The following is a 14,849-nucleotide window of genomic DNA, read 5'->3' as shown; positions in this document are numbered from 1 at the left end:
CGTAGTACAGCTTCACGCCACGCACCAGTTGGTAGTGCCTAGAGGAAGTGGCCGTAGGGAACGGCGGGCTGGGCAGCGGCCAAATACCCAAATTGAAGCAATACTGATAACAAAAGGAATGCTTTCACAACCAATAAATTAGATTAACCGCACAAATACCTCATCAAAGCAGTTTAAAATCTACATGGTAATGGTCATCATGAGCTTTATTTAATACCGGTGTTAAATTCTGGGCAAAATATATACCACTCGCCTTCAGCTTTTTTCCGGATTCAGTCGCAAATAATTCGTCTTTCAACTCAATTTTCAAAATCACTTTGCTAATCATTAACCCGTTTTTTCGGGCATTTTTCTCTAACAACAGCAAGTGAGTTGCCAGTACTTCAAAGTCTATATTAACTGCTGAGTTCAGTGTTGACTTGCCCGTGCTATCAAAACTCAATAAATACCGAAACAACCCCAATCCATTGTAATATTTAGGCTGGTGGTGCTGTACCAGGGGGCTCATAAAATCAATACTCAATCCGTTCTGGTGGGTACGGTGCGGAAAAGGCCGGCCACCTTTGCGCCGGGCGCTTTCCATATAGATAAATGTTCGCCCCGGGCATCTCTCTTCCATTGCCTGATAGGTCGCCAGCACCGTGTGGTATACCCGCGAATTCGTATACTCCCGCCCAAGCACGTAATAGCTGAACCAACTATAGCATTGGAAATTCTTACCGCTGCGGGGTAGTAGGTACCCATTCCGCAAGGCCCCTTTGTTGTAGTCGCCCACTGACACACTTTCGCCTGTATTGCGGTGCGTAAACTGCGCAAAAGACAATCCGGTGACCAGCATGCACACAAGCAGGGGTATCTTAAATTTCATTGCCTGTGTAGAAGATAGGATAATAGAACACCATCGACAAGTAGGTAGCACATTTAACTGCTTAATTCCGCTCTAATGTAACCAAAACGGCCGCCCCGGTTTCCCGAGGCGGCCGTTGTTGCTTAAGCGGCTAGTGCTACTTGCTTATTTCTGCGAGAGGTTGGCACCGCTGGCTTCCTTCATGCGAATCAGGTTCAGGGCCGAGCCGGCTTTAAACCACTCAATCTGGCCCTCGTTGTAGGTGTGGTTGAGGGTGATGAGGTCGGTGTCGCCGTCGGCGTGGTGCAGGCGGGCCTGCAGGGGCTGACCGGGCGTGAAGGTGGTCAGGCCTAGGATGTCGATGGTATCGCCTTCCTCAATCAGGTCGTAGTCGGCCTTGTTGGCGAAGGTGAGGCCGAGCATGCCCTGCTTCTTCAAGTTGGTTTCGTGGATGCGGGCGAAGCTCTTCACAATCACGGCGCGCACGCCAAGGTGGCGGGGCTCCATAGCGGCGTGCTCGCGCGACGAGCCTTCGCCGTAGTTTTCATCGCCAATTACCACGGTGCCGATGCCCAGGCTCTTGTACGAGCGGGCCGACTGCGGCACGGTGGTATAGCCGTCGCCCTGCACGGCGAAGTTGCGTACCGAGTTGGCCTCGCCATTAAAGGCGTTGGTAGCCCCGATGAGCATGTTGTTCGAAATGTTGTCCAGGTGGCCGCGGTATTTCAGCCACGGTCCGGCCATCGAAATGTGGTCGGTGGTGCACTTGCCTTGGGCTTTGATAAGCAGGCGCAGGCCCATAAGGTCGGTGCCTTCCCAAGCCTTGAAGGGCTCCAAGAGCTCCAAGCGGTCCGAGGTCGGATTCACCAGTACTTGCACCGTGCTGCCATCGGCGGCAGGTGCCTGGAAGCCGGCATCCTCCACGGCGAAACCGCGGGGAGGCATCTCCACGCCCTGGGGCTCGTCGAGCTTCACGGGGCCGTTGGTGCCTTGCAGGGTATCGGTGAGGGGGTTGAAGGTCAGGTCGCCGGCAATAGCGAAGGCCGTCACGATTTCGGGCGAGGCCACGAAAGCGTGGGTGTTCGGGTTGCCATCGTTGCGCTTGGCAAAGTTGCGGTTGAAGCTCGTGATGATGGAGTTCTTGCGCTTGGGGTCGTCGGTGTGGCGGGCCCACTGACCGATGCACGGACCGCAGGCGTTGGCCAGCACCACGCCGCCCATGTCGGCAAAGGTGTCGAGGAGGCCGTCACGGGCTACCGTGTAGCGCACTAGCTCCGAACCGGGCGTGATGGTGAACTCGGCGTTCACCGTCAGGCCTTTGTCAACGGCTTGCTTGGCAATGCTGGCAGCGCGGGTAATGTCCTCGTAGCTCGAGTTGGTGCACGAGCCAATCAGGCCCACTTCCAGCTTCTCGGGCCAGCCGTGCTCTTTCACAGCCGCAGCAAACTGCGAGATGGGCCAGGCGGCGTCCGGCGTGAACGGACCGTTCACGTAGGGCTCCAGGGTATTCAGGTCGATTTCGATGAGCTGGTCGAAGTACTTCTCGGGCTGAGCGTATACCTCGTCGTCGGCGCGCAGGTGCTGGCGGATAGCGGCAGCACCCTCGGCGATTTCGGCCCGGCCGGTGCCGCGCAGGTAGTCGCCCATCTTCTCGTCGTAAGCAAATACCGACGTCGTGGCACCAATTTCAGCGCCCATGTTACAGATGGTGCCTTTGCCGGTGGCGCTCAGACTCTCGGCACCTTCACCGAAGTATTCCACAATGGCGCCGGTGCCGCCTTTCACAGTCAGGATGCCGGCCACGCGCAGAATCACGTCTTTAGCCGAAGTCCAACCGTTCATCTTGCCGGTCAGCTTCACGCCAATCACCTTCGGGAACTTCAGCTCCCAGGCCATGCCGGCCATCACGTCCACGGCATCCGCGCCACCTACGCCGATGGCAATCATGCCCAGGCCGCCCGCGTTGGGGGTGTGCGAGTCGGTGCCAATCATCATGCCGCCGGGGAAGGCGTAGTTTTCGAGCACCACTTGGTGAATGATGCCGGCGCCGGGCTTCCAGAAGCCGATGCCGTATTTATTAGAAACCGAGGCCAGGAAGTCGTACACCTCTTTGTTTTCGGTGTTGGCTTCGGCCAAATCTTCGGTAGCGCCGTCTTTAGCTTGAATCAGGTGGTCGCAATGCACGGTGCTGGGCACGGCAGCGGTGGCTTTACCGGCCTGCATGAACTGCAGCAGAGCCATTTGGGCGGTGGCGTCCTGCATGGCCACGCGGTCGGGGGCGAAATCGACGTAAGAAACGCCGCGCTCATAAGCCTGCTTTACTTCGCCACCGTAGAGGTGAGCGTAGAGAATTTTCTCGGTGAGCGTAAGCGGGCGTGCCACGGCGGCGCGGGCCGCCTCGATGCGGGAACCCATGCCGGCATACACCGAGCGAATCATTTCCAGGTCGAAAGCCATAGGATGCGTATTAATAAAGAGTGGTTGTGCAAATGTAGCACCCCCGCCAAGTTGTACCTAGCCAAAATGCGCGGATGCGGGTTTTGGTAGAATTAACGTGGGTTTTTGCGCTTGCGTTCGGGAATAGTGCAAACCCGGGTTCCTGGTGGTTTTTGCAGAGGTGCGCAGTGGCGGACGGCAACCTATTGGCGCGGGTGGCGGTTGTGTAGCTTCCGTTTGCATTTTTGCGCTTACCATGAAATCAATGTCCCTTTCCCTGCTGGCTGCGGCCACGCTGGGTTTCAACCTTGCCGGCTGCTCATCTAACTCTGGCAATTCTTCCGAATCGGCTACCGGCGGTACTACTGCGGCAGCCCCGGTACTCACGCCCGGTCCCTGGCGTGGCGCACTAGCCACGCAGGGCCAGGCAATCCCTTTTCTATTTGAGGTAAAAACTGAAGCTGGCAAGCCAGTAGTGTACCTTATTAATAAAGGCCTGAACGGCGAGGAGCGGCTGCGTTGCGAGGAAATTTCCTCAGCCGGCGACTCTACCACCATTCGCATGCACGCCTTTGATGCCGCGCTAGTGGTGCGCGCCGATGGCAAAGACAAGCTGAAAGGCACTTGGGTGAAGTACGATGCGAAGGACCCGTACCGGGTGCCGCTAACGGCTACAGCGGGCGTGCAGGAGTTGTTTCCGGCCGCTCAGTCAACGGACAAGCCGGGCAGCTTCAACGGCACCTGGCGGGCCACCTTCCAGGATGGCGACGACAGCTATCCGGCCACGGGCGTTTTCACGCAGCAAGGCAACCAATTGACGGGCACTTTTCTCACCACCACTGGCGACTACCGCTACCTTAGTGGCGCGGTAAATGGGCAAAAATTGCAATTGAGCACATTCGACGGCAGCCATGCCTTTTTGTTTACAGCTCAAAACGGACCGAAAGCACCCGTTGATATTACGAAGGAATACGCCCCTAATACCTTGTTCGGTGACTTCTATTCCGGTAAGTCCGGCCATGAAACCTGGACGGCCGTGCCCGACCCTAAGGCCAAGCTGCCCGACGCCGATACCCTCACCTACCTCAAAAAAGGTGAGAGCCGGTTGACCTTCAAGTTTCCCAACGTGATTGAGGGAGGCAGCGTCTCCCCCACCGACCCCAAGTACCGGGGCAAAGTAGTGGTACTGCAAGTGCTGGGCTCGTGGTGCCCCAACTGCATGGATGAGACCAATTTCCTGGCGCCCTGGTACGAGAAGAACAAGCAACGCGGCGTCGAAATCATCGGCTTGGGCTACGAGCGCAGCCCGGAATACACCAAGGCCGCGCCCAAGCTGCGCAACATGCGCGAGCGGTTCAAGATGGGTTATGATGTGGCGTTTGCGGGCGTGGCCAATAAGGACTCAGTGGCGAAGTCGCTGCCGCAACTGGCGAAATTTCTGGCCTTCCCAACTACCATTTTCCTTGATAAAAAGGGTAATGTGCGGAAGATTCATACCGGTTTTTCGGGGCCGGGCACGGGCAAGTATTATGAGGAAGAAACGGCGGCCTTTAATAAGGAGATTGACAAGTTGCTGAAGGAATAGCAGTCTATGCGTTGCGTCTGACAACTTTTATAGCAGCACTAATAAGGACGGCTGCCCGACTACTGAATCGACTATGGCAAGTCGGTCTGGTAGTCAGGCAGCCGTCCTTTTTGCATGTGGTCGCGGGCTGCTGTGAATACGAAGCTATAGGCAATTGAACGAGCAGCCCGAATTGGTGCCTCGGCTGAACGAACCCTGAAAGACGCGTTCTGATAAGACCCTACATAAGTAGAACCATTGCTTCGGGCTACTGTACCGCAGGCAGGCTAACTCAACCTGTTTTTAAAGCGGGAGGCAAATACATTCCCGATTTGAGAATCCTTCCTTTTTAGCAAAAAAATATTTGGTGCACTTGCAACGCATTTAAAATAAATAGGTGAAGACACTGGCGTAAGTCAGAATTAAAACACCCAACTCAACATAAGAAAATTTCAATTTTCCCAGATTTAGACATTATCCTATTTATGGAATTAATATGATAACTGTCAATTATTTACAAATTTTATCCGTCACTTTATCATCAACGCTCAGTTTATCATTATGGATAACTTTACAGTTCGTATTGCCTCCTATCTCCTTGTCTTCGCATTATTTCTTTCAAGCGCAGGTACGCGCGCCCTTGCTCAGCAAGTGAAGCAAGCGTCCTCAGTAGCAGACCGGGATTTAGGCTGCGTTGTTTTCATTTGTGGCTCTGTAGCCAGCAGCGCAAACGCTGTTGATAGTAACCCGGCCACGGCCGCTTCAATTTCGCCACCGCTGGCGGTTGGCACGGCGGCGTTGCGAGTGGGCTTTGATGCCCCGATTCCTTTAGGCGCGCAGGTAAACCTGACGGTTAGCTTTACCGGTAGCGCGCTGAGTCTGGGTTTGGTGAACAACACGACCATCAGCACCTACACCGCTTCAGGCACTCAGGCGAAGCAGACGATGAACATGAGCAGCGTCCTGAACCTTACTACCCTGAACACGAACACAATGAACGTTGGCTTTACGGCTACTGATAAGTTTCAGGAGGTGGAGCTTCGCACGGGTAGTGTGCTTGCCGTGAACGTAGGCTATGCCGTGCAGCTGTACCACGTCACGGCTGCATTTACGCCACTGCCGGTGGAATTGACAACTTTCACGGGTGCAGCCCAGGCCTCAACGGTAGCGTTGAAATGGACGACGGCTTCGGAAAAAAACAGCGCTTATTTCCAGGTGGAGCGCGCCAGTGCCGAAGCGCCCGAGCGGTATCAGGCCATTGGTCAGGTATCCGCTGCGGGTAGCAGCACCCACGCCTTGGTCTATAGCTTTGTGGATGCGCGCCCGTTGGCGCAGGCCTACTACCGCCTCAAGCAGGTGGATAAGGACGGCACTACTGCCTACAGTCCCATTGTTGCTGTGCGTACCACACCCGTGCTGGCCCTGCAAGCCTATCCCAACCCTACCAATGGCCGCCTGACGGTGACGGGCCCGGCAGATGCCCGTTTCACGCTGTTCAACCAGATGGGCTTGGCGGTGCAGGAGAGTAAGCTGGATGCATCGGAAGCTAGGCAGCTGGATTTCAGCCACCAGCCCGACGGCCTGTACTTTCTGCGCGACCACGCCACTGGCACAACCGTGAAGGTAACGAAGGCGGCATTACAGGCTCAATAGGAGCCAGTTACTCAAACCTGGGTTTCACCGGAAGCCGTTGGAACAGCCAAAGTCTGGCTGGCTCCAGCGGCTTCCATCTTAACGTAGCAACCGTCCGACTGGCGAACACCCCTAACTGGAATACCGCATACCGCTATAGCCATTACTGCTGCGCGGTGCTATTGCTTGCGGCGTTTGGTTGGATAGGATTTGGTTTCGAGGGCTAAGATTAGGTTTTCCATGTTAGGTAAAATCTTCGCCGCAGGCCTAATATCTACCTCCCAGCACCGCTAATGCACTGTGTAAAATCTGTTATTATCTGGAGTGTGAAGTGGCCTAGCCAGCAATGCAGCGGCATAAGGTGAAGGCTGGATGAAAGAGGGAAAAGCACTGCTTATTGGCTTATCTACCTAAGCAGCAGTTCTACGTAAGCACTTATACAGCTTCAGCTAAAGCTGTTTTTCTCCTTATCACCCTCTTTCTTTTTCCATGAAAAGCATTCTTGTTCCCACCGATTTTTCGGCCGAGTCGCACTACGCTTTTGAAGTAGCCTTGCAAGTAGCCAAGCAGACGGGCGGTAGCGTTACGCTGCTGCACGTACTGGAAGCTCCCGAAGCCTCCACGGCCAATTTCAGCGCCTATGGCGGGCCGGTAAACGGCAATGAGCTTCCCAACAGCAATGGCGGCATCGACCAGATTTTCATTGTGAAGCTAATGGAGGTGACCAAGCGCCGGCTGCACACCCTGCGCGCCGAAGCCGAAAGCCTGGCCCCGGGTGTGCCGGTGGAAGATGGCGTGGAGGTCGGCCGCATTGGCGACGGTATTCTGAAGGCCATCGAGCGCCACGGCTCCGACCTTGTGGTGATGGGCGCGCAGGGCCACGGTGCTATGGAAAACTTCTTCGTAGGCTCGAACACTGAGCGGCTCATTCGCCTGGCCAATGTGCCGGTGCTGACGGTGAAGCACCAGCAAGCCCAGTTTGAAGTGCGCAACATCGTGTTCCCCTCCGATTTTACGGAGGAGGCTACCGGTGCCATCGCCGGTCTGCAGCAGGTGCAGGCCGCTTTCCCAAATGCCACCGTGCACTTGCTACACGTAACTGATGGAGCCGAAACCCAGGCCACTCAGCAGCACGAGCAGGCCTTTGCGCAACGCGCTCAGCTAATTAATTTCCAAACCAGCTCTATTTCGGCCAGCAGCACCAGCGCTGGCATCGAGCACTTTGCCAAGCAGGTGAATGCTGACTTGGTCGTAGTTCCGACACACGCCCGCTCCGGCCTCAGCCGCTATTTCAACACCAGCATTGCCGAAACGGTGGCCACCCACGCCTTTCCACCAGTACTAACCTATCACCTGGCGTAACTATCCGGTTCAGGTACCCCGAATTTCCACTTGGGTCCGTACTGAGTAAGCAATTCTCACGCGGGCCCAAGTGGAAATTTGGGGTACTCGAAGCTAACGGAGCCGCAGCTTTACCCGGAAGTCCTGTTTTGGCCGGAGGGTAATGAGCGGCTGCATGGTTACGGGCAATTGGCCCGGCACCCATTGTATATCGAATTGCCGGAGCAGCTCCAGCGTCACCAGCTGCATTTCGGTGAGGGCGAACTGCATGCCGATGCACAGGCGCGGTCCGCCTCCAAAGGGTACATAGGTGTTGGCCTGCACTGGGCGCTCCTGGCCCGGTGCAAAGCGTGTAGGACGGAATTCCTCGGGCTCGGGCCAGTATTTGGCGTCGTGGTGCAGGCCGTGGAAATAGAGCGAAAACAATGTGCCTTTGGGGATGCGAAGTCCGTTGTACTCGTCATCGGCTAGCGCTACGCGGTCCACCATCCAGGCGGGCGGGTAGCGGCGCATGGTTTCCTGCACGGCATGCAGTGCCTTACCGAGGCGCGGCAAATCCTCGAAAGCAGGCGTGCGGCCAGCCAGCACGCCCGTCATTTCCTGTTGAATGGCCACCGCCTCGGCCGGGTGATGGGCCAGCAGGTAGGTGAGCCAAGTGAGGGCATTGGCGCTGGTTTCGTGGCCGGCCACCAGCAGAATGAGGGATTCGTCGATAAGCCGGTCAGGGCTCATAGCTTCACCGGTATCCTCGTAGCGCACATCGAGCAGCATTTGCAGCAGGTCGTCGGGTGGGGTGGCACCGGGTTGGGCATTAGCCTTTTGGCGCTGAGCAATGAGGTCACCCAACAGTGTGCGCAACTCAGCAGCCAGCGCATCGTGGTACTTGAACCGTCCTTTCAGTTGAAACCAAAGCCTTAGGTAAGGCTGCCGGATTGAGCGCACAAAAAACGCCTGTATCTCGGTGATGAGCCCCGCTAGCCGGTCCAGCTCTGCCTCCGGGAAGTTGGTACTGAACACCGAGCGGGCAATGATGCGAAACGTGAGGCGCGTCATCAGTTCGTGCACATCCACGGTGGCCGCACCGCCCGCGTCAGCCGCTTTGGCCACAACAGGGGCCAGCGTTTCGGCTGTTATTTCCTGCATCAGGCCCGTGAGGCCTGCCACCCGCTGCCGATGAAAACCGGGCTGAATAAGCCGACGCTGGCGCAGCCAATCGGGTCCCTCATTGGTGAGCAGGCCGTGGCCAATGTAGCGCGAGAAACCTTGTGTAAACTTCGATTTGGCATAGTTGCGATGGTTTTTCTGGAGAATATGCTGCGTGAGGCCGGGGTCGCGGGTGAGAATGCTTTTTTCTACCCCACCGATGAACACCTGCACGGTGTCGCCGTGGTGGGTCAGTATCTGGTTCAGCACCGGTAGTGGGTCCTTTGCTAAGGCAAATGAACGCAGCAGGGAGCGCCAGCGCGGCATCTTTGGCAGCACAAATGGGGCTTTAGCAGCAGCTAGGGGGTCATTCATCTTGCGGAGCCGCAAGCGGATGCGACTACCAAAAATAATCTGCAATCGACGCCAACTCATCTTTTTTCAAACCAGCTCCGTAAACCCGGACAGGCCTTGGCCCACCGCTTCTCTTTCACTCCAAATACCCCTCCCTCTATGTGGATTCAGCAAAACCCCAGCTCACCCGCTCCGCTCGCCGACCTGCAAGGCCGGGCCGTCGGCCTCAAGTTTGAGTGCGAGCACTGCCATACTGAAGTCTTTACCGACCTCATCGGCGTGCCGGCCCCCAACGACCAAGCCGACTCGCCCGAACACGCCGACAACCACGAGATTGAAGAAATAAAGTGCCCCGGCTGTGAAATGACCCACTCCCTCGAAGTCGATAGCTCCTTCGACGGCGTGACCTTCAAGGTGAGTGATGCCAAGGAAGTGAGCTACCAGGTAGCCGAGTAGACCACGGATTCAGACGGTTTTTTCGGATTTCACGGATTTTGTGAATGGGTAAATCTGCATGTATGATAAAACAAAAGGCCACTCAATGAGTGGCCTTTTTTCATCGTGAGTGAGTAAGCTCGTCGTCCACAAAATCCGTGAAATCCGTCTGAATTTGTGGTTTATTTTTCCCGCTCAATCGTATAATTAATCAGCTGCTCCAACGACGTGCGGCTGGGCGACTCCGGGAAGGTGTGCAGGATGGCCAGTGCCTCATCGCGGTAGCGTTTCATGGTTTGAATGGCGTAATCCAAACCACCCGATTTTTTCACGAATTCAATTACCTGCTGCACCCGGTCGCGGTGGCCTTCGTTGTTTTTTACGTTGAAAATAACCTTGCGCTTTTCCAGCCAGGAAGCCTGCTGGAGGGCATAAATAAGCGGCAGGGTCATCTTCTTCTCCTTAATATCGATGCCTACCGGCTTGCCGATTTCGGCGGTACCGTAGTCGAATAAGTCGTCCTTGATTTGAAAGGCAATTCCGACCTTTTCACCAAATAAGCGAGCCCGCTCAATGGCTTCTTTATCGGCCCCCACGGAGGCCGCGCCCACGGCCGTGCAGGACGCAATTAGCGACGCTGTTTTCTGCCGGATGATGTCGAAATAAACGTCTTCGGTGATGTCCAGCTTGCGGGCCTTTTCGATTTGCAGCAATTCGCCTTCGCTTAGCTCGCGCACGGCGTTGCTCACGATTTTCAGCAGGTCGAAATCGTCGTTTTCGAGGGCCAATAGCAGGCCCCGCGACAGCAGGTAATCGCCGACCAACACGGCAATTTTATTTTTCCAGAGTGCATTGATGGAAAAGAAGCCGCGGCGGTAATTGCTTTCGTCCACCACGTCGTCGTGCACGAGGGTAGCGGTGTGCAACAGCTCGATGAGGGCCGCGCCGCGGAAGCAAGCATCGGGCAGCGGGTCGCCGGTGGCGGGTTCGAGGCGGGTGGCACGGGCCGTGAGAAACACGAACATGGGCCGGATTTGCTTGCCCTTGCGCTTCACGATGTAACCCATTATCTTGTCGAGCAGCAGCACTTTCGTGCGCATCGACTGGCGAAACTTGTGCTCAAACTCGGTCATTTCGGCCGCGATGGGGGCCTGAATCTGGTCGAGGGAGAAAGTGGATGGTTGGGGCATTGTGGCGGCAATGATACGGCAGAACGGCGCAGAGGTGTACTTCCCGGCTCAACCTTTCGCCTTCCTTTTTAATTATACCCCCGGCCGCGCTGCTTTGGCGGGCCCTGCCCCTACCTTCGCCAGCATGCTTACCCGCACCTCTTTTTTGCTAACCGGCAACGGCCACGGCCGCTCCTTCGAAGCCGATGCCACGTACCAGCCCACCAGCCAGGCCAAACCCGTGCTGCTGTTTGTGCATGGCTTTAAGGGCTTTAAAGACTGGGGACACTTCCCATTGGTGGCTGATTTCTTCGCGGAGCAGGGCTTCGTATTTGTGAAGCTGAACCTGTCGCATAATGGCCTGGTGGTGGGCGGCACCGGCGATTTGGAGGATTTAGACGCGTTCGGGCGCAATAATTTCAGCATTGAGCTCGATGATATCGGCCAGGTAATCGATGCGCTTTTTACCGACGGTGCCACGCCAGTGCCTGCCACTGAAATGGATTTGAACGGCTTGTTTCTCGTTGGCCACAGCCGGGGCGGTGGGCTGGTGCTGCTGAAAGCGGCCGAGGACCGGCGTGTGCGGGCCCTGACGACCTGGGCGGCCATTGCCGAAATCCATCCGCAGTGGCCACAGGCCGTGTTTGATGAGTGGGAACGCACTGGGGTGCTGCACGTGCCCAACATGCGCACCGGTGTGGAACTGCCCATGCACTACCAAATTGTAGAGAATTACCACGCCAACCGCCCGCGCCTCGACATTTCGCACAACGTGCGCCGCAAGCTGAAACAGCCGCTGCTCATCATTCACGGCGACGGGGACGAAACCGTGAATGTAGCCGCCGCTCACAAGCTGCAGGAGCTCAAGCCCGACGCGGAGCTGCTACTGGTCCCCGGCGCAACGCACATGTTTGGCGGCGCCCATCCTTGGACCAATGTTGAGTTGCCCACTACTGCCCAACACATTGCCGAGGCCACGGCAGCCTTTTTTAAGCGCCAGCTATGAGCGTGGGAAGTGGACCGCCCACTGCGGCTACGGTGGCTTATTTGCTGCTGGGCTCAAACATGGGGGACCGTGCCGACTTGTTATCGGCAGCCCGTAGCCGACTAACAGCCAAGGCGGGCGAAATTGTAGCGGCATCCGCCATCTACGAAACAGCAGCCTGGGGCCGGGAGGACCAGCCAGCTTACCTGAACCAAGCCCTGGCCGTGCAGACGCAGTTATCGGCGGAGGACCTACTGGCCGTGTGCCTGACTACTGAGCAAGCTGCTGGTCGTGAGCGCCAGGAACGTTGGGGCAGCCGCACCTTGGACGTTGACATCCTGTTGTTTGGCACTGAAATCATCGCCACCCCCGATTTAGCCGTGCCGCACCCACGGCTGGCGGAGCGGCGGTTTGCATTGGTGCCGTTGGCTGAAATTGCCGGCGCGTTGGTGCATCCTCAGCTTAACGAAACAATTGATGCGCTACTCGCTCGCTGCCCCGACGTGCTGCCCGTCCGGCTCTGGGCCAAGGAATGAGGTCAGTGCAAGTGGCGGCACCCGGCGCAAGTCACGCGCAACATGCCCAACCCTGACCACTGCAAAAACCAGCATGGTCGCTACTGCCACCATATTTAGCCAACGTGGCAACTGCGCCGGCCAAGCTGCCAGCACGAGCAGCAATATCGGCCCGGCCAGCACGCTGGCATAGCGCTCCGCATCGTGAATACCAGCGGCGCTTTGGGCAAAAACGGTCAGGGCCGCCACCAGCAGCACTAGCATGGCGCACGCACCCCACAACATCCGCAGCACTATTGTGCGGCTGAAAATTAGCAAAGGCCTACTAGCGGACGTAACCACCGCCGTAAACCCAACTGGCGAGGCCTCACGCTGTGGTACGGCACTGGGCCGGGGCCACAGCCACCAGAACAGCGCCAGCAGCACAGCGGCCCATAGCCCATCCGGCAGCAGAGCGCGGCCCGACGCTGGCAGCAGCAGGAGCCAGCGCCCCAGCACAAACCCGTAATCAGCGCCCGAGCTGAGCAGCTGGCTCCAGCCCCGGCTCGGATGGTAGCGGCTCGGCCCGGCATGCAGCGCATACCACTGCCACCACACGCCCCCAGCAGTGCTCAGCAGGAGGTGCAACCCCAGCCCCAACCAGCGTCGATTCGGCAGCCAGTGCCGCCACTCGCCGAGCACCAGCCCGACCCCTGCTCCTGCCAGCAGGAAAAGCCCCAAGGTGCGCTCCAGCGGCATTAAAAAGCCCGTGATGGTCGCGGCCAGCCACCACATCCATCTGCCTGTGCGCAGCCATTGAAACAGCGCGACTGAATAAGTGGCGAACAACAGGATAAATAGACTTTCCGACCACACAAACTTGCTTACTAGTAGCCAGGGGGTGCTGAGCGCCAGCAGAACTGGCAGCACCAGCGCCCGCCCTGTTGGCAGCAGTTGCCGGCCCAGCCAGCTCCACAGCATCAGGCTGCCCAACAGGCAGCTACCGTGCAGTACTCGAATGCCCGCCAACGAGCCGCAGTACCGCAACAGCACGGGGTACAGCGGTGGCCAATAGCGGTACGGAGTTCCGTCGGGGTTGAGTAGCTGGCCGGTGTCGCGCAGCGTCTGGGCGGCGTGCAGGTACAGGCGGGAGTCGCTGGTGCCTGCCAGGCCGGGCATAGTGGCGTAGCCATACAGCGCCAGCTGCAACAGGCCCGCCATTACTAGTATTCCTGCAAAAAGCAGCTGATAGCGCCGAGCCGGAGCTGCAGAAACAGGCGAATCAGCAAAGGCCATAGGGGTGATAAGTCAAACGTCCTGCAGCGCACTGCAGGACGTTTTTTTTGCGCTGCTAAGAATAAGGCTTTCTCCTAGAAGCTGCCAACGGTGGCCGCGGGCACTATTTTCTTCACTAGGCCTTGCAATACTTTGCCGGGACCACATTCCACGAAGTCGGTAGCGCCATCGGCGGCCATATGTTGTACGAGTTGGGTCCAACGTACGGGGGCCGTGAGCTGGGCCAGCAGGTTGGCTTTGATTTCAGCGGGGTCGGTGTGGGGCAGGCCGTCTACGTTCTGGTACACCGGGCAGCGGGCAGGGCTGAAAGTCGTTTTCTCGATGGCCTCGGCCAGGGCGGCGGCAGCGCTTTGCATCAGTGGGGAGTGGAAGGCGCCACCCACCGGCAGCGGCAGAGCACGCTTGGCACCGGCAGCTTTCAGGGCTTCGCAGGCCTGCGCCACGCCTTCAGCCGAGCCCGAAATCACGAGCTGACCGGGACAGTTATAATTGGCCGCGACTACCACATTGCCGCCTTCTGTAATTTCCTGGCAGATGCGCTCCACAGTAGCATCCTCGAGGCCAAGGATGGCGGCCATCGTGCCGGGCTGCTCTTCGCAGGCGGCCTGCATGGCCTGGGCACGGCGGGCTACCAGCGGCAGTGCGTCTTCAAACTTCATTACGCCCGCCGCCACCAGGGCCGAAAACTCGCCCAGCGAATGCCCGGCTGTACTGGCAGGCTCAAAGCCCGGCTGGGCTGCAAACTGCGCCACCGAGTGCACGAAGATGGCAGGCTGCGTCACGTCGGTGCGGCGCAGGTCCTCGTCGGTGCCGCTGAACATGATATCAGTCAGGCTAAAGCCGAGGATATCGTTGGCCCGGGTGAGCAAGGCGCGGGCGTCGAGGTTTTGGTCGAACAGCTCGCGGGCCATGCCGGGAAACTGGCTACCCTGCCCGGGAAAGATGACGGATTTGGCGGAATTCATTGGGTTTGGTGGTTTTAAGCGAAAGTGGGTGGGATTACGGCAGCCAATTGGCAGGGCCTAAAAAGTAAATCGGGCGCAAGCTGCACAAAAAGCCTCATTGCCCCAAACCAGAAGAGCGGACCCATAGCCCGCTCTTCTTTCAATTTTACGTTGTAAAACCCCACAAAAGCCAGTTCAGCCAAAGCTGG

General features: G+C 57.5%; 12 protein-coding genes. 6 read left to right on the top strand and 6 right to left on the bottom strand.

Annotated features, from left to right (window positions below; genetic code table 11):
* Positions 1-163 precede the first annotated feature (163 nt).
* Positions 164-868 carry a penicillin-insensitive murein endopeptidase gene (locus tag J4E00_RS21795; protein WP_208177398.1) on the bottom strand — a complete coding sequence of 235 codons (705 nt, stop codon included), beginning with the start codon at positions 866-868 and terminating at the stop codon, positions 164-166.
* Between the two features lie 144 nt (positions 869-1,012).
* Entirely contained in the window at positions 1,013-3,304 is a 2,292-nt protein-coding gene (locus J4E00_RS21790) for an aconitate hydratase (RefSeq protein ID WP_208177397.1), read from the bottom strand.
* A 244-nt stretch (positions 3,305-3,548) separates the two neighbouring features.
* Between J4E00_RS21790 and J4E00_RS21785 the strand changes: the two genes are divergently transcribed.
* From J4E00_RS21785 to J4E00_RS21775, 3 genes are all read left to right on the top strand, one after another.
* A complete protein-coding gene (locus J4E00_RS21785; protein WP_208177396.1) occupies positions 3,549-4,868 on the top strand; it encodes a TlpA family protein disulfide reductase in 1,320 nt (439 codons plus the stop codon).
* Positions 4,869-5,498: 630 nt separating this feature from the next.
* Positions 5,499-6,500 (top strand): T9SS type A sorting domain-containing protein, encoded by a 1,002-nt coding sequence (locus J4E00_RS21780; RefSeq protein WP_208177395.1) that lies wholly within the window; start codon positions 5,499-5,501, stop codon positions 6,498-6,500.
* A 468-nt stretch (positions 6,501-6,968) separates the two neighbouring features.
* Positions 6,969-7,841 carry a universal stress protein gene (locus J4E00_RS21775; RefSeq protein WP_208177394.1) on the top strand — a complete coding sequence of 291 codons (873 nt, stop codon included), beginning with the start codon at positions 6,969-6,971 and terminating at the stop codon, positions 7,839-7,841.
* Positions 7,842-7,934: 93 nt separating this feature from the next.
* Here J4E00_RS21775 and J4E00_RS21770 read toward each other — a convergent pair whose 3' ends face one another.
* A complete protein-coding gene (locus J4E00_RS21770) occupies positions 7,935-9,338 on the bottom strand; it encodes a cytochrome P450 (RefSeq protein WP_208177393.1) in 1,404 nt (467 codons plus the stop codon).
* Positions 9,339-9,476: 138 nt separating this feature from the next.
* On the opposite strand from J4E00_RS21770, the gene J4E00_RS21765 reads away from it, so the two are divergent.
* The gene (locus tag J4E00_RS21765; RefSeq protein WP_208177392.1) at positions 9,477-9,773 is read left to right on the top strand and encodes a hypothetical protein; all 297 of its coding nucleotides are present in this window, start codon (positions 9,477-9,479) and stop codon (positions 9,771-9,773) included.
* A gap of 161 nt (positions 9,774-9,934) precedes the next feature.
* Here the strand turns inward: J4E00_RS21765 and J4E00_RS21760 are convergent, their stop codons facing one another.
* Positions 9,935-10,942 (bottom strand): polyprenyl synthetase family protein, encoded by a 1,008-nt coding sequence (locus tag J4E00_RS21760; RefSeq protein WP_236050014.1) that lies wholly within the window; start codon positions 10,940-10,942, stop codon positions 9,935-9,937.
* A 124-nt stretch (positions 10,943-11,066) separates the two neighbouring features.
* Here J4E00_RS21760 and J4E00_RS21755 point away from each other — a divergent pair, with 124 nt between their 5' ends.
* Positions 11,067-11,927: an alpha/beta hydrolase family protein gene (locus J4E00_RS21755; protein ID WP_208177391.1), complete on the top strand. Its 861-nt coding sequence runs from the start codon at positions 11,067-11,069 to the stop codon at positions 11,925-11,927.
* Positions 11,924-12,442: a 2-amino-4-hydroxy-6-hydroxymethyldihydropteridine diphosphokinase gene (gene folK, locus J4E00_RS21750; RefSeq protein WP_208177390.1), complete on the top strand. Its 519-nt coding sequence runs from the start codon at positions 11,924-11,926 to the stop codon at positions 12,440-12,442. Before J4E00_RS21755 ends, folK begins: the two co-directional genes overlap by 4 nt.
* On the opposite strand, the gene J4E00_RS21745 is transcribed toward folK, so the two are convergent.
* Positions 12,389-13,696, bottom strand: coding sequence for a hypothetical protein (locus J4E00_RS21745; protein ID WP_208177389.1), 1,308 nt, complete (start codon positions 13,694-13,696; stop codon positions 12,389-12,391). The genes folK and J4E00_RS21745 overlap by 54 nt on opposite strands.
* Positions 13,697-13,770: 74 nt before the next feature.
* Complete coding sequence (gene fabD / locus J4E00_RS21740; protein ID WP_208177388.1) at positions 13,771-14,661, bottom strand: ACP S-malonyltransferase; 891 nt, start codon at positions 14,659-14,661, stop codon at positions 13,771-13,773.
* Positions 14,662-14,849: the final 188 nt, after the last annotated feature.

This window comes from Hymenobacter negativus (assembly GCF_017571495.1).
Classification (GTDB): domain Bacteria; phylum Bacteroidota; class Bacteroidia; order Cytophagales; family Hymenobacteraceae; genus Hymenobacter; species Hymenobacter negativus.
Note: the sequence above shows the minus strand (reverse complement) of the source record. Positions and strands in the feature narration are given on the sequence as shown.